Here is a 20,643-nt window from a genome sequence, read left to right on the forward strand (position 1 = left end):
CCCTGGTGGTGGAATTGGTAGACACAAGGGATTTAAAATCCCTCGACGTTCGCGTTGTGCCGGTTCAAGTCCGGCCCGGGGCACCATCTCAAAATCTGCGACACTAGCTCAGTTGGTAGAGCGCAACCTTGCCAAGGTTGAGGTCACGAGTTCGAACCTCGTGTGTCGCTCCAGATTCGAAAGCCCAGCATTTATGCTGGGCTTTTTCGTATCTGTCATTCCGCATGGCTGTTTTCATCAAGGCTTCATTTTTAGTGGTGGGCTTTGAATATGCCTCTCACGCTTTTTCTTTCCAGATCTTCTGAGCCGTTTCTTCCGTTCCTCGAATCGCTGTTATCGATAGTCTGTTTCCTCTAAAGCACGAACCTTTGCGGTGCAAAACTGCAGCGATACGGTTTGATATGATTAAAAATGAATGGAGTAAACGTTTGCTGTTGTTTGTGATCTCAATCAATATGCAACCTGTGAAAACATATTGCCAGAAGATTTTATTTTGTGATAAATTCGCGCGCAATCTCGGAGCGTAACTTTTACGACATTTGATTCTCTGGGGGATACGCGTAGTGACCATTCAAGCTGATTGTGACACTACGTAGGGTAGGTATCGGCAAAGCCATTTGTCGATAGACGGGATACTAATGCTGTAAACGCAGCATGTTTATGGGAAACCCAACATTGAAACCTTTTAACAACCACACACTAATCAGCTTCATACTGCCGAAATGTCCTGTTTTACAAAACGGATGCATTACGGAACCTTGATTACTTCCCAATATTTATAAAAGTCGCGCTTGTCGTGACGGGTTATCTGTATTTGTCATTTAAGTAATGACGAATGCGGAGGTGTATCTGTATCTCCTGTTATTTAATACTAACGATAATAAATACAGGAAAGAGAATCATTATAATTCAAGGGATTATGTAGTATGAGCACTGCCTTTGAAGTCGATAATACTATCGCAAACTTTTTTTCTTCCCAGGTTCCTGTAGTTGAAGGAACGTATGATTTAACGCCAGATCAAATTCTTATTGAGCAGGCGGAGCATGAATCTGAGGTTCGATCTTATCCACGTCGTCTGCCAATCGCGATAAAACAAGCCTATGGTTGTTTGGTTGAAGACACTCGTGGTCAAATCTTCTTAGACTGTCTTGCGGGGGCGGGCACTTTGGCTCTGGGTTATAACCACCCAGAAATCAACCAAGCGCTAAAAGAACAATTGGATTCTGGTTTGCCGTACCAGACTCTGGATATCGCAACATCTGCGAAAACGCATTTCATTAAGTCTGTTAAAGGCTTCCTACCTCAAGAGTTGAGCGACAACTGTGTGATTCAGTTTTGTGGCCCTTCTGGTGCAGATGCTGTTGAAGCCGCGATCAAACTGGCGAAGCAAACCACAGGTCGTAATACCATGTTTGCTTTTCGCGGTGCCTACCACGGCATGACGAACGGCACTATGGGCATGATGGGTAACTTGGGCACTAAGGCTCGTCGTACCGGTTTGATGTCAGACGTACACTTTATGCCCTTCCCATACAGCTTACGTTGTCCGTTTGGTCTAGGCGGTGACGAGGGTGCGAAAGCGAGTATTCGTTACATCGAGCGTCTACTGAACGACGACGAAGCAGGCATCATGAAACCTGCTGCAATCATTGCAGAACCGGTACAAGGTGAAGGCGGTGTTATTCCTGCTCCTGCGTTCTGGCTACGTGAACTACGCCGTATTTGTGATGATCATGGTATCTTGTTGATCTTCGATGAAATTCAATGTGGTGTTGGCAAGTCGGGCTACAACTTCGCGTTTGAAGAAGCGGGGATTGTTCCTGATATTTTATGTTTGTCTAAAGCGATCGGTGGTGGCTTGCCAATGTCACTATTGGTGATCAACAAACAACACGATACATGGAAGCCAGGTGAGCACACTGGTACTTTCCGTGGCAACCAGTTAGCAATGGTGTCAGGTGCGAAAGCACTAGAAATCATCCAGCGCGACAACCTTGTAGAGCATGCAAACGTTGCAGGCCAGTACCTACGCTTTGGTCTTGAGAGCATTCAAAAACGCGTAAACTGTATTGCAGATGTACGCGGCAAAGGTTTGATGCTTGGCGTTGAGATTAAACATCCAAGTGGCGAGCTAAACAAGTTTGGTGAGCCTTTGTCGGATGGCCAACTTACTCTAGATATTCAACGCGCGGCACTTGAACGTGGCTTGATGGTAGAAAAGGGCGGCCGTGACGGCTCTGTGATTCGTTTCCTTCCACCACTTATCATCTCTTTCGAGCAAATCGACTTTGCCCTCCGAGTATTGGAAGACGCCATTATCGCGGCGGGTGGTAGCCACGTTGAAACAGACCCACAAGAAGAGTGGAAGAAGCACTTCATTCAAACCGGTGAGCTTGGTGGTACTGAGTTTGCGTCTGTGATGAATCACATGACTGCAGCAATGAAGTCAGTGTTTGAGCAGGTGAATTCACCATACTCGGGAATGGAACCAAAATTGCTGGAAGCGGCGATTAACGCGGTCGACCTAGACAACAAAAACGCATCGCTAAAATCAGTGATTGATGAATCAGCAGAGCTTGTTGCGAAGAATGCGATTTTCACTCAGCACCCTGATTGTATTGCTCACTTGCATACGCCTCCTCTCATGCCTGCGGTAGCGGCAGAAGCCATGATTGCAGCGTTGAACCAATCAATGGATTCATGGGATCAAGCATCGTCTGCGACTTACGTTGAGCAGAAGGTCATTAACTGGCTTTGTGACAAGTACGAGCTTGGTGAGAAGGCGGATGGCATTTTCACTAGCGGTGGCACACAAAGCAACCAAATGGGCCTAATGCTGGCGCGTGACTGGATTGCTGACAAGCTTAGTAACCACTCAATCCAAAAGCTCGGTCTTCCTGATTACGCAGACAAACTGCGCATTGTGTGTTCTAAGAAATCACACTTCACGGTTCAAAAGTCAGCATCTTGGATGGGACTGGGTGAGAAAGCCGTGATGACCGTCGATGCGAACGCTGACGGCACAATGGACAGTACTCAGTTAGATCAAGTTCTAACGCAGGCAAAAGCAGAAGGTTTGATTCCATTCGCTATTGTTGGCACCGCGGGTACGACCGATCACGGTGCAATTGACGACCTAGATTTCATTGCTGATATGGCAGCGAAACACGAAATGTGGATGCACGTGGATGGCGCTTACGGTGGTGCATTGATTCTTAGCAGCCACAAATCACGCCTGAAAGGTGTAGAGCGTGCACACTCGATCAGTGTCGACTTCCACAAACTGTTCTACCAAACAATCAGCTGTGGCGCGTTGCTGGTGAACGACAAGTCGAACTTTAAGTTCTTGCTTCATCATGCTGACTACCTAAACCGTGAACATGATGAGCTACCAAACTTGGTCGACAAATCTATCGCAACCACGAAGCGTTTTGATGCATTGAAAGTCTTTATGACGATGCAAAACGTCGGTCCTAAGACGCTTGGCGATATGTACGACCACTTATTGGTACAAACGCAGCAAGTCGCCGACATGGTTCGCGATCACGAGCAGTTCGAACTTCTCGCTGAACCAGCACTTTCTACAGTTCTATTCCGTGCAACAAACGTTCCCGTAACAAACGCGTGTGCTGATCTAGATGAACTGAACAAAGCATTGCGCCTTGAAGCGCTGACTCGCGGTATTGCAGTTCTTGGTGAAACCATCGTTGATGGTAAGACCGCTCTTAAATTTACGATTTTGAATCCTTGTTTGACGACAGCGGACTTTGAATCTTTGCTCTTTAAAATCAACACGCTAGCAGTTGAGCTAGTTTAATAAAGGTAACGGAAAACTATGGCAGTTCTACAGATTGGTGCAGGCGGCGTTGGCTGGGTTGTTGCACATAAAGCAGCACAAAACAACGACGTTCTGGGTGATATCACAATCGCATCACGTACTATCGGTAAGTGTGAGAAGATCATCGAATCGATTCAGAAGAAAAACAACCTGAAAGATTCAGCTAAGAAACTAGACGCGCGTGCAGTGAATGCTGACGACGTAGATTCTCTGGTTGCTCTTATTGAAGAAGTAAAGCCGGATCTAGTGATCAACGCGGGTCCTCCGTGGGTAAACATGCCAATCATGGAAGCGTGTTACCGAGCAAAAGTTTCATACTTAGATACATCAGTAGCGGTTGACCTATGTTCTGAAGGTCAGCAAGTACCTGAAGCTTACGATTGGCAGTGGGGCTACCGTGAGAAGTTCGAAGAAGCGGGTATCACAGGTATCCTAGGTGCGGGTTTCGATCCAGGCGTAGTATCAGTATTTGCGGCGTACGCAGTGAAGCATCTGTTTGATGAAATTGACACGATCGACGTAATGGACGTGAACGCAGGCGACCACGGTAAGAAGTTTGCGACGAACTTTGACCCAGAAACGAACATGCTTGAGATCCAAGGCGATTCGTTTTACTGGGAAAACGGCGAGTGGAAACAAGTACCTTGTCACTCTCGTATGCTAGAGTTCGATTTCCCGAACTGTGGTTCACACAAAGTGTACTCAATGGCGCACGATGAAGTTCGCTCAATGAAAGAGTTCATCCCTGCTAAACGCATTGAATTCTGGATGGGTTTCGGTGACCGTTACCTAAACTACTTCAATGTAATGCGTGATATCGGCCTATTGAGCCCAGATCCGCTAACGCTACACGATGGTACAGTCGTACAACCTTTACACGTATTAAAAGCGATGTTGCCAGATCCAACGTCTCTAGCTCCGGGCTACACTGGCCTAACGTGTATCGGTACTTGGGTTCAAGGTAAGAAAGACGGCAAAGAGCGTAGCGTGTTTATCTACAACAATGCAGACCACGAAGTGGCTTACGAAGATGTAGAACACCAAGCGATCTCTTACACAACAGGTGTGCCAGCAATTACAGCTGCGTTGCAATTCTTCCGCGGCGAATGGGCAGACAAAGGTGTGTTCAACATGGAACAGCTGAATCCAGACCCGTTCCTAGAAACGATGCCAACTATCGGCCTTGATTGGCATGTTCAGGAATTAGAAGCAGGCCAAGGTTTGCCGCTGATTCACGAACTGAACAAATAAGTTTAACGCCAAACTTATTTAGATAACTCGAGCAGTCATGGCATGAAGCCGTGGCTGCTTTTGTCGTATTTAAGGTTAACCCCTCCCAGCCTCCCCTTGAAAAGGGGAGGAGCAAAGACAGGCCGATAGTTGCTTCAATCTCTCCACTTTTTTGGCAAGAGTAGAGGTGGCTTGGTTTAATCCTCCCCCTCTCTAAGGGGGAGTTAGAGGGGGTAATCGTTGATAAATGGTTAGTTATGAGCAAAGAACAACTGAAAACCCCGTACTTCATGATCAATGAAGACAAGTTGGTTGAGAACTTAGAGAAAGCAAAACAGCTGAAAGATATCTCTGGTGTGAAACTGGTGTTGGCGCTGAAGTGCTTCTCAACATGGGGTGTGTTCGACATCATCAAGCCTTACTTAGACGGGACAACCAGCTCTGGCCCGTTTGAAGTAAAGCTTGGCTATGAAACTTTCGGCGGAGAGACACACGCATACAGCGTGGGTTACAGCGAAGATGATGTCCGTGAAGTAGCCGATATTTGTGACAAGATGATCTTCAACTCTCAGTCACAGTTGGCGGCATACCGTCATATTGTTGAAGGCAAAGCGTCGATTGGTTTGCGATTAAACCCCGGTGTGAGCTACGCAGGTCAAGACTTAGCGAACCCTGCTCGTCAGTTCTCTCGTCTTGGCGTACAAGCAGACCATATCAAGCCGGAAATCTTCGATGGTATTGATGGCGTGATGTTCCACATGAACTGTGAGAACAAAGACGTCGATGCGTTTATTAGCTTGTTGGATGCCATCTCTGAACAGTTTGGTGAGCATTTAGATAAGCTTGATTGGGTAAGCATGGGCGGCGGCGTGTTCTTCACATGGCCGGGCTATGACATTGAGAAGCTAGGCTTAGCACTAAAAGCTTTCTCCGAGAAGCACGGTGTACAAATGTATTTAGAGCCGGGCGAAGCCATCATTACCAAGACCACGGACCTTGTGGTTACCGTAGTGGACGTCGTAGAAAACGTGAAGAAGACGGCGATTGTGGATTCTGCAACGGAAGCGCACCGCTTAGACACGCTTATTTACAATGAATCCGCGTCAATTCTGGAAGCCTCTGAAAACGGCGAGCATGAATACGTGATTGGTTCTTGCTCTTGCTTAGCGGGTGACCAGTTCTGCGTGGCGAACTTTGAGCAACCGCTTGAGATCGGCCAACGTCTACATATTCTAGATAGCGCGGGCTACACCATGGTGAAGCTGAACTGGTTTAACGGTTTACGTATGCCATCTGTGTACTGCGAGCGTTCAAACGGCGAGATTCAAAAGTTGAATGAATTTGATTACTCAGATTTCAAACGCTCTCTGTCTCAATGGACAGTGAAGTAATCCTATTTCATTTGGTTGAACGTAAAAAGAGCAGCATAACGCTGCTCTTTTTTATTGGATGAAAGCGTTTGAATAGTGCGTTAACCTTCCACGATAACGCGTGTATCTTCACTTAATGCTTCAAGCTCATTCGCTACGTCATCAATGCCCAACTCACTTGGTAACTTAATCGCCATTTTTGCGCTGAAGAGGCTCGAGCTAACGCCACCTCCGCCAGCAATAAACACACGTTGGCAGTCCATATCGAGAATAGAGATGCCTTGCCCGTCGAGGACATGAGTGATTTCATTGACGATACCAGCTCGATCGTTCGCATCCAGACGTAATTGAAAAACCGTATCTTCTGAGTGAGCATGCGGCTCTGAATCAACAAATTTTACGACCAATGTTTGGCACGCTGAAAACGCTTCTTTAACAATGTCTGCGTTTTCTTCAGGAAGTTCAACCTTGATAACACCGGCGACCTGATCTTCAATAAAGTTCACTTTACTGATTAACCATTTGCCGTCGTTTTCGTGTGTAACAGCTGCAAGCTGTTTAATGGTCGCTGGTGATGCCTGACCGACAAAATTAACGATAAACACTGTGTTCATAATGTCCCCTCCCGGAATAAGGTTTGGGTGCGGCACGGTAGACGTATCGCTATAGTTATTTGGGCTTAAGGTTCAAGAACTTAAGTTAATAGAGTTTTTCCTTAAATTCAGTGTAGATGTTGGGGGAGGGTTAGGTTTGACAAAGGTCAATTTTTCACACTAATTCGTGATGTAAATAATGAAAACTATGCTTGGGGCACAAAAAAAGCAGCTCGTGAGCTGCTTCTTAAATGTTTGGTTTTAGAAGGTTACCTTCATTTCAAAACCGTAGAAGACGTTGTCGTAGCTTGCGCCTGCGTCCATCGCGAATTTCGCGGCATCTTGGTTGCCGAACCAAGGCGATGAGCTGAATTGGAATTCTGCGCTACCACCCCAAGCGTCGGATACCCAATAGTGGATATGACCAACCGGGTTTAGGAAGAACAGAGACACATCCCCCATTGTTTCTGAACCCATCACCTCGCCACCACCGGCAATAATGTCTTGCTCGGCTGTTAGCATCATCTCACCAACCACGGCACCAAAAAATGGAGTAATAAACAAGTCTTGCCATGATGGGATTTCTGCAAATGCTTCTACGCCGTATTCCCAGAAGAACGTCGACATGGTCGCAGAATATAAAAACGATTCAAACTCGTTGTAGCCTGCGTGACGTGCAGCCGTATAGTAAACACCGCCAAAGTATGGGTGCATAACGTAGTTTAGGAAGTGTTCATCACGATCCCAAACTGGACCGCTTGAAACGTTGTCTTTCCATTTACTACCAAGCTTACTCATGTCACGATCTTCATCGTCCCATTTCGTGATGCTTTCAGGTAGCAGTGTCATCAAACCGACGGTTGCGACACTCAAGCCAAGAATGGTGTATGTCTGCCCCATTAAATAGTCCCAATCTTTATCTTTAGGGATGATGAGGTGTTTTGGTTGAAGACCAGCGTCAAGGTTTAAAGAGTCACCATTATCCAGACCCATAGCGAAACTACGATTTTGTGGCTCGAAGCTATACAGAGTGGTTGTTTCGCAGTAACCTGACAAGCAATCAGGCGTGTAAGAAAACTCAATATGATTAGTCATATCGTACTGGCTTGCGTTTGCTGAAGCAGATGCTGTCAGAACAAGACCACTTAGCGTTTTCTTGAACATGGATGATTTTGACACAGAGGTCTCCGAGTTGTTGGTTTGATGATCGGGCTCACAATTATCCCTTAAAAGAACAGCCATTTAAATACTTGACCTACATTTAATCTCAACAATTTGACTAAGAGATTAGTCTAATAAAAAGAAAACGATATAGGCACAATGTCGAAAAAAAGTGAATTTTGCCTATTTCCAGGAGTCAGTTGTGAAAATTGCGATGCTTAGTACCGGAGAAGAAGTGCTTCACGGTGATATTGTTGATACGAATGCAGCTTGGTTGTCGAGCTTGTTTTATCAACATGGATTTGGCTTAACCAAGCGCTCGACGGTCGGAGATAAACAGTCGAGCCTTATTGAAGAATTTCTCATGCTTAGCTTTAACAACGATGTTGTTATTGTTAATGGAGGTTTGGGCCCAACTACAGATGACATGAGCGCGGCGGCAGCGGCAAAAGCTGCCGAATGTAAGTTAGTACTGTTCAAAGATTGGTTAGAGAATCTGGAGGCAATGTACGCTCGTCGTGGTATCCCAATGCCAGACAGCAACCTCAAGCAAGCGATGTTGCCAGAGACGGCAGAAATCGTAGATAACCCAATCGGCACCGCTTGTGGTTTTAAGATGCTGATCAATGATGCGGTTTTCTATTTTACCCCTGGTGTGCCAAGTGAATTTAAGTTGATGGCAGAGGCGCAGATTCTGCCTGATTTAAAAAAACAGTTTCCTGAAATCGAAAGCTCGTCATGCAGTCGAATTTATACCTTTGGTCTCTCTGAATCTGGTATTTCTGACAAGCTCGATCAAATGAAATTGCCGCAAGGTTATGAGCTTGGCTACCGCTCTTATTTGCCTTTTATCGAAGTGAAACTGTTTGGGCCATCTAATCAACTAGAGCAGCGTATGAAGCTCATGCAGCTCATTCACAAGCACCTTGAGAGCAACACGGTGAGCGTTGACACACCAATGGTTGAGCACGTCGGCCACTTGCTGGTGGAGAAAGGGTTAACCTTATCGGTTTCTGAGAAGAGCAGTGCAGGGCATTTAACTTATTGGCTCAATGGCGATGAGAACGTCGAAAAACAATTTGGACATGGATGGGTGCTCTCAGCGCAGAGCCAAACCATTACTGATGAAGGTGATCCGTTAGCGGCGACGTTTGCGCTGGCGGGGGCGACGCGTGAGAAGTGTGGTACTGATTTAGCGTTAGTCACAGGTAAGCTTGATGAGGGCGTTTTCTCTGTCGCACTTTCCACTTCAACGGGAGAGTGGGGCGCGTTGTATAAGTTATCGAGAAAATACCAACGTGACGACCAAGTGAAAGTCATCAGCGCGGCGGCACTAGATATGCTACGTCGTTATTTGGAACGCAAGCCAATGTCTGCACAATACGCTTTCTTAGAGAAAGTCAAAGAAATGCACATTCCAAGTAGTGCGCTTTAGGCTAATGGCAGACTGCCCAATTTACATAGCAAAAAGCCAAGACGATTGTCTTGGCTTTTTTGTATTTGTTAGAGCTAAGTTTATGCGCGTTTTTCTTTCATCGCATAGTTTACGCCACTAAGCGAAACACTGGATTTCGCTTTGCAAATACAAGGCAGAATCTCATCTGGCTGAGTGTAAGCCATTGCAAAACCTACATACTCTACCTCACCAGATTCTAACTTGCAGCGACAAGCACCACAGTGGCCGTCTCGGCAGTTATATTCTGGTAACAGTCCAGCTTGCTCCATCGTCTCCAAAATAGTATTGGATGGGTTAGACTCAATGCTGACGAGTTTGTTGATTTTGATGGTTGGCATTACAGCTCAAATCCTTCGAAGTCGTCTGCGCTTACTTCGTTGTCAATTTGACCAACAAGGTAAGAAGAAATCTCTGCTTCTTGTGGCGCTACTTGAACGTTATCCGATGACAACCAAGCGTTGATCCATGGGATAGGGTTCGTTGTTGCTTCTGGGTATGCCATTGGTAGACCTACCGCTTGCATACGGATGTTGGTGATGTACTCAACGTATTGGCTCAGGATATCTTTGTTCAGACCGATCATTGAACCGTCTTTAAATAGGTACTCTGCCCATTCTTTTTCTTGCTCAGCCGCTTCTTTGAAAAGATCAAAACAGTCTTGTTTTGCTTCTTCAGCGATTTGCATGAATGTGAAGTCATCTTGGCCGTTGCGTAGCAAGTTGATCATGTGTTGCGTGCCGTTCAGGTGAAGGGCTTCATCACGTGCGATCAGCTTGATGATTTTCGCGTTACCTTCCATCAGCTCACGCTCTGCGAAAGCGAATGAACAAGCAAAACTTACGTAGAAGCGGATGGCTTCTAGTGCGTTTACTGACATCAAGCACACGTACAATTTCTTCTTCAAGTCGTACAGGCTAACTTTAACCGTTTCGCCATTTAGAACGTGCTCGCCTTCACCGTAGCGGTGGTAGTCATTTGTCGCTTGGATCAAATCATCATAGTAGTGTGCAATGTCTTTCGCGCGCTTTAGGATATGCTCATTTTCAACGATGTCATCGAATACAACACTTGGATCATTCACGATGTTACGGATGATGTGCGTGTATGAACGAGAGTGGATCGTTTCAGAGAAAGACCAAGTCTCAATCCATGTTTCTAGCTCTGGCAAAGAAACAAGCGGAAGTAGTGCTACGTTCGGGCTACGACCTTGGATTGAATCTAGAAGCGTTTGGTACTTCAAGTTTGAGATGAAGATGTGCTTCTCATGATCTGGTAGCTTGTTGTAATCGATGCGATCGCTTGACACGTCAACTTCTTCTGGACGCCAGAAGAACGACAATTGTTTTTCGATTAGCTTTTCGAAAATTTCGAATTTTTGTTGGTCGTAACGAGCAACGTTCACGGATTGACCAAGGAACATTGGTTCCTTTAGCTGGTCATTTTTGTTCTGGTTAAAAGTACTGTAAGCCATAATGCCTCAATTCCTTTTAGACCTCCCCAAGAGGGGAGGCGTTCGATAGTCTGTTTTTACGTATTGTTCAGTGGGGAAGATTAAATCTTACAACCGCCGCCTGCACAATCGTCATCTTGTGGTTGAACTGCGTCTTTCTGGTCGTCTTTCGCGCCATCACGAGTGTTATGGTAGTAAAGTGTCTTCACACCAAACTTATACGCAGTTAGCAGGTCTTGAAGAAGCTTCTTCATTGGAACCTTGCCAGTTTCGTAACCTGATGGGTCGTAGTTTGTGTTAGCTGAGATCGCTTGGTCAACGAATTTCTGCATGATACCCACAAGATGCAAGTAACCGTCGTTAGAACCGATGTTCCAAAGCAGTTCATAGTTGTCTTTCAGCTCAGTGAAATCAGGCACAACTTGCTTCAGGATACCGTCTTTCGATGCTTTTACTGATACATAACCACGTGGTGGCTCAATACCATTTGTTGCGTTCGAAATTTGAGAAGAAGTCTCTGATGGCATCAGCGCAGTCAGTGTTGAGTTACGTAGACCGTGTTCAACGATTTCTTTGCGTAGACTATCCCAGTCGTAATGAAGTTCTTCTTCACAGATAAGATCGATGTCTTTCTTGTAAGTGTCGATTGGCAATAAGCCTTTCGCGTAGTTCGTTTCGTGGAACGAAGGACACTTACCTTGTTCTTTCGCAAGTGCTACCGATGCTTTCAATAGGTAGTATTGAATCGCTTCGAATGTACGGTGCGTTAGACCGTTTGCGCTACCGTCAGAGTATTTAACACCGTTCTTCGCTAGGTAGTATGCGTAGTTGATAACACCAACGCCCAGCGTACGACGGTTCATTGTCGACTTGTATGCTGCTGGTAGTGGGTAATCTTGGTAATCAAGTAGTGCATCTAGTGCACGGACTACAAGTTCAGATAGCTCTTCGAAATCATCAAGAGATTTGATTGCACCAAGGTTGAACGCAGAAAGCGTACATAGTGCGATCTCGCCTGAGTCATCTTCAACGTTCTTCAGAGGCTTAGTTGGCAGTGCGATCTCTAAACATAGGTTTGATTGACGAACTGGCGCGACTTCTGAGTCGAACGGGCTGTGAGTGTTACAGTGGTCTACGTTCTGAATGTAGATACGACCCGTTGATGCACGCTCTTGCATTAGCAGAGTGAACATTTCAATCGCTTTAACGGTCTCTTTCTTGATTGAAGGATCGTTCTCGTATTTCACGTATAGACGTTCAAATTCTTCTTGGTTTTCGAAGAATGCGTCATATAGGCCTGGTACGTCAGATGGTGAGAACAGCGTGATGTTGCCACCCTCTACCAAGCGTTGGTACATCAGTTTGTTTAACTGAACACCGTAATCCATGTGACGAACACGGTTCTCTTCAACACCACGGTTGTTCTTAAGAACCATCAGTGAACGAGCTTCACCGTGCCATAGTGGGTAGAACACCGTCGCAGCACCACCACGAACACCACCTTGAGAACAACATTTCACTGCAGTTTGGAAGTATTTGTAGAATGGGATACAACCAGTGTGGAATGCTTCACCACCACGGATTTCAGAACCTAGCGCACGGATACGACCTGCGTTGATACCGATACCAGCACGTTGAGATACATAACGTACGATTGAGCTCGCCGTTGCGTTGATAGAATCAAGGCTATCACCACACTCGATCAGCACGCATGAGCTGAACTGACGAGTAGGAGTACGTACACCAGACATGATCGGTGTAGGTAGAGAAATCTTAAATGTCGATGTCGCATCGTAGAAACGCTTGATGTAATCAAGGCGTGTTTCTTTCGGGTAATTTGCGAACAGACAAGCTGAAACTAGGATGTATAGGAACTGAGCACTTTCGTAGATCTCGCCAGATACACGGTTCTGTACGAAGTACTTACCTTCTAGCTGTTTTACAGCAGCGTAAGAGAAGTCTAGATCGCGTTTGTGGTCTAGGTACGCATCAAGTTCGTCTAGTTCTTCTTTTGTGTAGTCTTCCAGAATGTGCTGATCGTACTTACCCATATCAATAAGACGAGCTACGTGATTGTATAGCGTTGGCGGCTCGTATTGGCCGTATGCTTTTTTACGTAGGTGGAATACCGCTAGGCGAGCCGCTAGGTATTGGTAGTCCGGTGTTTCTTCTGAAATCAGGTCTGCGGCAGACTTGATCATCGTCTCATGGATATCTGACGTGGTGATGCCGTCGTAAAACTGGATGTGAGCACGCAGTTCTACTTGAGATACTGAAACGTTGTTAAGACCTTCGGCAGCCCAAGTGATAACGCGATGGATTTTTTCCAGATCGATAGTTTCTTTACGGCCATCACGCTTGGTGACGGTAAGTTGTTGGTTCATTCTGCTTTATTTCCCTAAGAAAACTGATAAAAGCCGTGTTTTTGTTTGTTTATGTGCAAAACTTGTAAAATTTGCGGCGGCTTTGTGATCAAAGTCTATCTATATATTGTAGCTTAAACACAACATATAGGGGTTAATTTGTTTTCGAGTTACAAGATAGTGCTGTTACCCCAATTTTTCAAGGCACAGGTTTGGGATGACTTGTGGATAACTAACAAAATAAAAAAAATCAGTAAGTGAACACTAACCGATGAGAAAAGGGCGGACTTGAATGGGGAAAATTACGTTTTTCAGATCGGTTCATAAATAACCGCATGTAAAAATATTTTCCTTGATCTTTGATAGTTTTTGTCTGTTAAAAATAGATTGGTCAAAATGGAATCTAGAGCACTATTTTTATACAGAATATGACAAAAAAAGCGGTGCATTTATGCTACCGCTTTTCACTTAATTTCATATTTTAATGAAAGGATATCTCTTGGCGAGATGGTGACATTATCAATACTTCTGAGTGTGCACGATGTAGTTTACATCCACATTACGGCCTAGTTTGTAACTGTCGTTTAGTGGGTTGTAATGTAAGCCGGTGATGCCCATTTCTGTTAGGTCAGTTTGGTCTATCATCTTCATCATTTCTGCTGGCTTGATGAACTTTTCATGGTCGTGCGTGCCTTCAGGAACAATCTTTAATAGTTTTTCAGCACCCACAATCGCAAACAAGTAAGATTTGATGTTGCGGTTTAGTGTAGAGAAGAAGACATGGCCACCAGGTTTCACAAGTGCCGCACACGACCGAATAACTGAAAGCGGGTCTGGCACGTGCTCAAGCATTTCCATACAAGTGACGACATCGTAAGACCCCGCATTTTCTTCTGCATGGTCTTCAATCGTGCTTTGGATGTAAGTCAACTTGGTGCCTGTTTCAAGCGCATGAAGACGAGCAACTTCGAGAGGCTCTTTACCCATATCTAGCCCGGTAACGACGGCGCCTTCTTTTGCCATACTCTCGGCAAGGATGCCACCACCGCAGCCAACATCGAGCACTTTCTTCCCAAACAGGCCATCGGCTTTGTCTAGGACATAGTTCAAGCGAAGCGGGTTAATTTGGTGAAGAGGTTTGAACTCGCCCTCTAAATCCCACCAACGAGAAGCCATCTCTTCGAATTTCTTAATTTCACTAGGGTCGACGTTTTGTGCTTTAGTCATGATAGTTATATCGCTTCGCTAATAGTCCTTTGGAAGGCGAGATTATACTCCAATGGTACGATACGTTAAAACTGCTTCTTTTCTCACAATCGCTACAGGGGAGATTTTTGAACGACGTTGGTGGAAATGTAGTCAGTTTTCAGAAAGATATGGGATGAATGTGCAAATTCTCTTCATTTAACTCATAACGAAGCTCACAACCTGATAAAAGGAGCGGGAAAGTGATGCCCCGTTGATGAATTGTGTGTTATATTTTTGCACCTTACACGTATCGTAATTACGATCAGATAATAGAGGGATAATGGCTCTATGAGCGATTTAGCTAAAGAGATCACGCCCGTAAACATTGAAGATGAGCTTAGAGGTTCATACCTAGACTACGCGATGTCAGTAATCGTGGGTCGTGCTCTTCCAGATGTGCGTGATGGCCTAAAACCAGTACACCGCCGCGTTTTATTCGCGATGAACGTACTAGGCAACGATTGGAACAAACCATATAAAAAATCAGCCCGTGTTGTCGGCGACGTAATCGGTAAATATCACCCACACGGTGATAGTGCTGTGTACGACACAATCGTACGTATGGCTCAGCCGTTCTCACTTCGTTACATGCTGGTCGATGGTCAAGGTAACTTTGGCTCGATCGATGGCGACTCTGCTGCGGCAATGCGTTATACCGAAGTACGTATGGCGAAAATTGCCCACGAGCTTCTGGCTGACCTAGATAAAGAAACCGTGGACTACGTACCTAACTACGATGGTACGGAGCAAATCCCAGCGGTTCTTCCAACGAAAATTCCTAACCTATTGGTAAACGGTGCTTCTGGTATCGCGGTAGGTATGGCAACCAACATCCCGCCACACAACCTTGGCGAAGTGATCGATGGCTGTCTTGCATTCATCAATAATGAAGAAATCACCATTGATGAACTGATGGATTACATTCCTGGTCCTGATTTCCCTACGGCAGCGCTTATCAGCGGTCGTAAAGGCATCGTAGACGCGTACAAAACTGGTCGCGGCAAAATCTACATGCGTTCAAAAGCGGACATCGAAGTGGAGAAGAATGGTAAAGAAACCATCATCGTCACTGAAATCCCTTACCAGGTAAACAAAGCTCGCTTGATCGAAAAGATCGCTGAGCTAGTGAAAGATAAGAAAGTAGAAGGCATCAGTGCACTGCGCGACGAGTCGGATAAAGACGGTATGCGTATTGTTATTGAATGTAAGCGCGATGCAGTGGGTGAAGTTGTACTAAACAACCTTTACGCACAAACTCAGCTTCAAACGACTTTCGGTATCAACATGGTTGCGCTAAACAACGGCCAACCACAGCTATTCAACCTAAAAGATATGTTGAAGTGCTTCGTTGACCACCGTCGTGAAGTTGTAACTCGTCGTACTATCTTCGAACTGCGCAAAGCGCGCGAGCGTGCTCATATCCTTGAAGCACTGTCTCTTGCTCTTGCAAACATCGATGAAGTTATCGAGTTGATCAAAAACGCACCAACACCAGCAGAAGCAAAAGTTGGCTTGGTATCGCGTGGTTGGGATCTTGGTAACGTAGCATCAATGCTTGAGCGTGCTGGTACTGATGCAGCTCGTCCAGAATGGCTAGAAGATCAATACGGTATCCGTGATGGTCTGTACTACCTAACTGAGACTCAAGCGCAAGCAATCCTAGAACTTCGTCTACACCGCCTAACCGGTCTAGAGCACGAGAAGATTCTTGATGAATACAAAGCACTTCTAGAAGAAATTGCAGAGCTAATGCATATCCTTGCAAGCACTGAGCGTCTAATGGAAGTGATCCGCGAAGAATTAGAAGCAGTTCGTGATAGTTACGGTGATGTTCGTCGTACAGAAATCACAGCAGCAACCCATGACATTGACATGGAAGAGCTGATTGCTCGTGAAGACGTGGTTGTGACTCTGTCTCACGAAGGTTACGTTAAGTACCAAATTCTAAGCGACTACGAAGCTCAGCGTCGTGGTGGTAAAGGTAAGAGTGCAACGAAGATGAAAGATGAAGACTTCATCGAGCGTCTACTTGTTGCAAATACTCACGATAACATCCTATGTTTCTCTACTCGTGGTAAGACTTACCGTCTGAAAGTTTACCAATTGCCGCATGCAACTCGCACTGCTCGTGGTAAGCCAATCGTAAACATCCTTCCGCTAGAGGAAGGCGAGCGTATTACTGCAATCCTTCCTGTTGATGAGTTCTCTCCAGAGAAATTTATCTTCATGGCAACGGGTGACGGTACGGTTAAGAAGACCCCACTGAACCAGTTTGCAAACGTACGTTCAAACGGTCTAATCGCTGTTAACTTGCGTGATGATGACTCGCTAATTGGTGTTGATATCACCAACGGCGATAGTGACATCATGCTGTTCTCTAAAGCAGGTAAAGTGGTTCGCTTTAGCGAAGACAAAGTACGTGCAATGGGTCGTACAGCGGCGGGTGTTCGCGGTATGAAGTTAGCAGACGATGACCAAGTGGTTTCTCTGATCGTTCCATCGAACGAAGGTGACATCCTAACCGTTACTCAAAATGGTTATGGTAAACGTACTGAACTAGCAGAATACCCAACGAAAGGTCGTGCAACTCAGGGCGTTGTGTCTATCAAGGTTTCTGAACGTAACGGTCCAGTAGTTGGTGCGGTACAAGTAGAAGAAGGCGACGAGATGATGATGATCACCGACGCTGGTACTCTAGTTCGTACACGTGTTGCAGAAGTTAGCCAAGTTGGTCGTAACACTCAAGGTGTGACTCTGATCCGTACAGCAGAAGACGAATCAGTGGTTGGCCTACAGCGTATCGATGAAGTTGAAGAAGTTGAATTGCCTGAAGGCGAAGAAGCAGAAGCAGCCGAAACGACAGAAGTGAATGCAGAGCAACAAGCACCTGAAGCGCCAAAAGCAGATGACGCAGAAGAAGGCTCTGAAGAAGAATAATCTTCACCTTCATAACTAAATGTGAAAGCCGAGCGAAATGCTCGGCTTTTTTGTATTTGTATCACCGCAATTCAAATCATAAACCAGTAAACTGTGCGTACATTCTCCGATAGGTCGTGTTATGTCTGTTTGGTTTTTTGTTGCCATTACGTTGATGGGTTTGTTCATCGTCTTGTTGTCCTTGAGCGCGTCTCGAATAAAACCGGCAAAATGGTTTGGTTTTTGCGTATTAGTTTTCGTTCTGACGACCGCTGGCTTTTTGCTATTTCGACAACCGCCGCCACCGCCGATTCAAGCCGAAATGTCACGCATGATGACCACTCGCGACATCATGGAAGAGATTCAAACCCAACTTCGGGAGAAGCCTAATAATGCCGAGCTTTGGTTCCAGCTAGGGCAGGGCTATTTGCTCGAAGGAGAGTTTGATGGTGCTCTTATTTGTTTCGACTACGCGATCCAATTGACTGACCCAGTCAGTGCTACTCAGCTTGCCGCTAAAGCGACGACCCTGTATTACATTCATAAGCAAGCAATGACGGATGAAGTGGGTTTGTTGCTTGAACAAGCGCTACAACTTGAACATCACAATGAAGCGGCTTTGTCTTTGATCGCAAATGACCATTTTTTGTCATTCCGCTTTCAGGAAGCCATTGATACTTGGGTACTATTATTAGATTCTAATGATCCAAACTTAGATAGAGTGCAAATCATTAACTCTATCAACAAAGCAAAAGAGCTGTTGTAGGCGTACAATTTAATAAGCAGTAGAGGGAAAGGTGGGCAACGAATGAAAAATAAAGCACTGAGCATATTGGTTTTGCTGTGCGGCTCTATATTGGCGGGTTGTAGCTCTTCCGATCATTCTGGCTCTTCCTCTTCGGTTTATTATTCTTCAGGTTACTATGATCCTTGGTGGTTCGATCATGACGACTACTGGATTTATTACTACCCGGGTTGTTGCGACAACGACGATGAATACAAAGAGAAGCTTGAAGAATGGTGGAATGGCTTAGATGAAGACCAACAGCAATCGATTAAAGACAAGGTAGAAGATTGGAAGGACGATGATATGTCCTCCAATATTGACAATATGAAGCGTCAGTTAGACGACCATTGGCAATCGCTTCCTGAAGAACAAAAGCAGGAGATTCAAACCAAGTGGGAAAATCGTCCGGAGCGTATTGAGCCTGCAGCGTTACAAGACAAAGCCTTGAAAGAAAAGGTTCAACAAAGAAAAGCATTACCGGAAACGAAAATCCAGCGACCAGTTGCTCGTCCAAATGTGCAGATGCCTAAAGCACGTCCAAATATCCAACCTAGGCCGAGGCTTCCTCGTCGCTAGTGAATCTAATTTTTATCTCTCGATAAGATTGACGATGAAGAAATAAAGAAAGGGGCGTACTGTGCGCCCCTTGTCGTATCTATTTAACCATACCTGTCAGTTTAATTAGTACGTGGCTTCGCGTTCGGCTGCAGCCTTATCCCAATCTGGAGCAACGGTTTCTAAGAAGTCTTTCTTATCGGCGTTCATTTTCTCCATGTCCATACCGAGTGCTTGCTGCGCTTTCGCTTTAGTGGAGATGTCCGGGATCTGTACTGGTTCGGTAATGCCTTTCTTCGCAAGTAGACGAACAAGTTTAGTACGCGCATCCGCAGCACGGTCAACGGCGGTACCGAGCACTTCGAGCGCAACTTCAGGTGCATGCATGTGGACACCGTGAGACGCTATTGCATAGTCCCAACGCCATTGTGCGTGACGGATGTCTTGTAAGATTGGTTGCATTTCTTCTTCTGTTGCACCGGCATCCCAAGCCGCTCCTGCTTCAAAGTGTGCAGCAACGATTTGTTTCTCGGCGGTTAGCTTCATGTTCAATACTTGCGCCTTACGTGTTGAAACGATGCCCTGTAGCTGCTCTTTTGTTTGAGTGTGGCATTGCGCGCACGTATCATCAAAGCGATCAAATGGGTTACCGACTTTATGATCGGTATACACAGTGCCATCTTCTTTGGTTACTTTCGGCATGTGACAGTCTACACAAACTACTTTGTTCTTACCGTGGATGCCTTCTCGCCAAGTTTCGTAACCAGGGTGTTGTGCTTTTAACATGGGTGCTTTAGAAACGGCATGCGTCCAATCTTTGAAGTTTAGTGCGTCGTAATACTTCTCCATGTCGTTTACTGAAGTTCCCATATCCCAAGGGAATTTGACCGCTTTTGTTGGGCCTGTGAAGTAGTATTCAACGTGGCATTGTGCACAAACAGAGGCTTGTTGATCGAGGCGGGATTGCTCATCAAATTTTTTGCCAATCGTATCAAAAGCTCGCTCAACATACGGGCGAGTGACCGCAAGTGCTGGCTCGCCATTTTTGAACTCCTCAGAGCGAGTATCGTGACAGTCAGAGCAGCCAATAGGATTTACGATTTCTGAGCCCAAGCGTGCCCATTTTCCCTCGAAATACCCATCTTCACCTCGTTCATCAATCACACGTGCGACATCTGGGCTCTTACAGCTCCAACACGCCATTGGCATGGGACCTGATTTTTCATCGGTGGGAGCACCAGTGCGAAGTGTTTGACGAACATCATCGAGAGCGTAAAAGTGCCCGCGAGCCTTATTGTAGTCTTTAGCGAAGCCATAGCCAGCCCAAAGAATGACCATATTAGGGTCTTCTCCGAGTGCATCTTCAATATGTTCGCTTTCAGATGTCGCTTTCCAAGAATGGTATTGGTCAGGGTGGTTTTGTTCGAAGGCGTCATTGCGTGGATCGATGAGACCTTTATCTTCCGCTGCCAACGGAGCGCCGACCAAAAATAATTGGCTGGCAAATAAGGTCGCAACCGCGATAGGTGTGCTCATCCAGTGTTTTATGCTCACGGTGTTATCTCCATATTCATTTTTATTAGCAGCGTTGTGAGAAGCTATTCCAAATAAGAATCGGAGATCTACTGTTTATAATATGGCTTAATTAAATAGATGAAATAGTGAGCGGAACTTG

Annotated in this window: 14 protein-coding genes and 1 tRNA gene; 8 read left to right on the plus strand and 7 right to left on the minus strand. The window is 45.6% G+C overall.

Annotated features, from left to right (window positions below; genetic code table 11):
• The first annotated feature begins 97 nt into the window (after positions 1–97).
• The 4 genes from VJL_RS04595 to nspC all read left to right on the plus strand — a co-directional run bounded on the left by VJL_RS04595 (position 98) and on the right by nspC (position 6,460).
• Positions 98–173 (plus strand) — tRNA-Gly (locus VJL_RS04595).
• 753 nt (positions 174–926) lie between these two features.
• Positions 927–3,818, plus strand: coding sequence for a pyridoxal phosphate-dependent class III aminotransferase (locus VJL_RS04600; protein ID WP_038876061.1), 2,892 nt, complete (start codon positions 927–929; stop codon positions 3,816–3,818).
• An 18-nt stretch (positions 3,819–3,836) separates the two neighbouring features.
• Complete coding sequence (locus VJL_RS04605) at positions 3,837–5,090, plus strand: carboxynorspermidine synthase (RefSeq protein WP_009706907.1); 1,254 nt, start codon at positions 3,837–3,839, stop codon at positions 5,088–5,090.
• Positions 5,091–5,326: 236 nt separating this feature from the next.
• Positions 5,327–6,460, plus strand: a complete 1,134-nt coding sequence (gene nspC, locus VJL_RS04610) for a carboxynorspermidine decarboxylase (protein WP_038876065.1) — start codon at positions 5,327–5,329, stop codon at positions 6,458–6,460.
• Between the two features lie 80 nt (positions 6,461–6,540).
• Here the strand turns inward: nspC and VJL_RS04615 are convergent, their stop codons facing one another.
• Complete coding sequence (locus VJL_RS04615) at positions 6,541–7,053, minus strand: glycine cleavage system transcriptional repressor (protein WP_038871841.1); 513 nt, start codon at positions 7,051–7,053, stop codon at positions 6,541–6,543.
• Positions 7,054–7,293: 240 nt separating this feature from the next.
• Positions 7,294–8,196: a DUF3943 domain-containing protein gene (locus tag VJL_RS04620; RefSeq protein ID WP_038876066.1), complete on the minus strand. Its 903-nt coding sequence runs from the start codon at positions 8,194–8,196 to the stop codon at positions 7,294–7,296.
• 199 nt (positions 8,197–8,395) lie between these two features.
• Between VJL_RS04620 and VJL_RS04625 the strand changes: the two genes are divergently transcribed.
• Positions 8,396–9,628 carry a CinA family nicotinamide mononucleotide deamidase-related protein gene (locus tag VJL_RS04625; RefSeq protein ID WP_038876067.1) on the plus strand — a complete coding sequence of 411 codons (1,233 nt, stop codon included), beginning with the start codon at positions 8,396–8,398 and terminating at the stop codon, positions 9,626–9,628.
• A gap of 80 nt (positions 9,629–9,708) precedes the next feature.
• Here VJL_RS04625 and yfaE read toward each other — a convergent pair whose 3' ends face one another.
• The 4 genes from yfaE to ubiG all read right to left on the minus strand — a co-directional run bounded on the left by yfaE (position 9,709) and on the right by ubiG (position 14,689).
• Positions 9,709–9,987 (minus strand): class I ribonucleotide reductase maintenance protein YfaE, encoded by a 279-nt coding sequence (yfaE, locus tag VJL_RS04630; protein ID WP_038871832.1) that lies wholly within the window; start codon positions 9,985–9,987, stop codon positions 9,709–9,711.
• A complete protein-coding gene (nrdB, locus tag VJL_RS04635; RefSeq protein WP_038871828.1) occupies positions 9,987–11,120 on the minus strand; it encodes a class Ia ribonucleoside-diphosphate reductase subunit beta in 1,134 nt (377 codons plus the stop codon). The genes yfaE and nrdB overlap by 1 nt, the downstream gene beginning before the upstream one ends.
• Before the next feature lie 80 nt (positions 11,121–11,200).
• Positions 11,201–13,483: a class 1a ribonucleoside-diphosphate reductase subunit alpha gene (nrdA, locus tag VJL_RS04640; RefSeq protein WP_038871826.1), complete on the minus strand. Its 2,283-nt coding sequence runs from the start codon at positions 13,481–13,483 to the stop codon at positions 11,201–11,203.
• Positions 13,484–13,981: 498 nt separating this feature from the next.
• Positions 13,982–14,689: a bifunctional 2-polyprenyl-6-hydroxyphenol methylase/3-demethylubiquinol 3-O-methyltransferase UbiG gene (gene ubiG / locus VJL_RS04645; protein WP_038871823.1), complete on the minus strand. Its 708-nt coding sequence runs from the start codon at positions 14,687–14,689 to the stop codon at positions 13,982–13,984.
• 309 nt (positions 14,690–14,998) lie between these two features.
• Between ubiG and gyrA the strand changes: the two genes are divergently transcribed.
• From gyrA to VJL_RS04660, 3 genes are all read left to right on the plus strand, one after another.
• Positions 14,999–17,647: a DNA gyrase subunit A gene (gyrA, locus tag VJL_RS04650; protein ID WP_038876068.1), complete on the plus strand. Its 2,649-nt coding sequence runs from the start codon at positions 14,999–15,001 to the stop codon at positions 17,645–17,647.
• A gap of 121 nt (positions 17,648–17,768) precedes the next feature.
• A complete protein-coding gene (locus VJL_RS04655; protein WP_038876069.1) occupies positions 17,769–18,392 on the plus strand; it encodes a TPR domain-containing protein in 624 nt (207 codons plus the stop codon).
• A gap of 42 nt (positions 18,393–18,434) precedes the next feature.
• Entirely contained in the window at positions 18,435–18,989 is a 555-nt protein-coding gene (locus VJL_RS04660; RefSeq protein ID WP_038876070.1) for a hypothetical protein, read from the plus strand.
• 105 nt (positions 18,990–19,094) lie between these two features.
• Here VJL_RS04660 and nrfA read toward each other — a convergent pair whose 3' ends face one another.
• Complete coding sequence (nrfA, locus tag VJL_RS04665; protein ID WP_038876071.1) at positions 19,095–20,522, minus strand: ammonia-forming nitrite reductase cytochrome c552 subunit; 1,428 nt, start codon at positions 20,520–20,522, stop codon at positions 19,095–19,097.
• Between the last annotated feature and the right edge of the window lie 121 nt (positions 20,523–20,643).

It is taken from the genome of Vibrio jasicida CAIM 1864 = LMG 25398 (genome assembly GCF_000400365.1).
Taxonomy (GTDB): domain Bacteria; phylum Pseudomonadota; class Gammaproteobacteria; order Enterobacterales; family Vibrionaceae; genus Vibrio; species Vibrio jasicida.

What these genes read in the sequence shown, in the direction of transcription:
- nrdA (WP_038871826.1), bottom strand. Translation starts at nt 13,483, where the DNA reads ATGAACCAACAACTTACCGTCACCAAGCGTGATGGCCGTAAAGAAACT.
- nrdB (WP_038871828.1), bottom strand. Translation starts at nt 11,120, where the DNA reads ATGGCTTACAGTACTTTTAACCAGAACAAAAATGACCAGCTAAAGGAA.
- VJL_RS04620 (WP_038876066.1), bottom strand. Translation starts at nt 8,196, where the DNA reads ATGTTCAAGAAAACGCTAAGTGGTCTTGTTCTGACAGCATCTGCTTCA.
- ubiG (WP_038871823.1), bottom strand. Translation starts at nt 14,689, where the DNA reads ATGACTAAAGCACAAAACGTCGACCCTAGTGAAATTAAGAAATTCGAA.
- VJL_RS04655 (WP_038876069.1), top strand. Translation starts at nt 17,769, where the DNA reads ATGTCTGTTTGGTTTTTTGTTGCCATTACGTTGATGGGTTTGTTCATC.
- VJL_RS04600 (WP_038876061.1), top strand. Translation starts at nt 927, where the DNA reads ATGAGCACTGCCTTTGAAGTCGATAATACTATCGCAAACTTTTTTTCT.
- yfaE (WP_038871832.1), bottom strand. Translation starts at nt 9,987, where the DNA reads ATGCCAACCATCAAAATCAACAAACTCGTCAGCATTGAGTCTAACCCA.
- VJL_RS04605 (WP_009706907.1), top strand. Translation starts at nt 3,837, where the DNA reads ATGGCAGTTCTACAGATTGGTGCAGGCGGCGTTGGCTGGGTTGTTGCA.
- gyrA (WP_038876068.1), top strand. Translation starts at nt 14,999, where the DNA reads ATGAGCGATTTAGCTAAAGAGATCACGCCCGTAAACATTGAAGATGAG.
- nspC (WP_038876065.1), top strand. Translation starts at nt 5,327, where the DNA reads ATGAGCAAAGAACAACTGAAAACCCCGTACTTCATGATCAATGAAGAC.
- VJL_RS04660 (WP_038876070.1), top strand. Translation starts at nt 18,435, where the DNA reads ATGAAAAATAAAGCACTGAGCATATTGGTTTTGCTGTGCGGCTCTATA.
- VJL_RS04615 (WP_038871841.1), bottom strand. Translation starts at nt 7,053, where the DNA reads ATGAACACAGTGTTTATCGTTAATTTTGTCGGTCAGGCATCACCAGCG.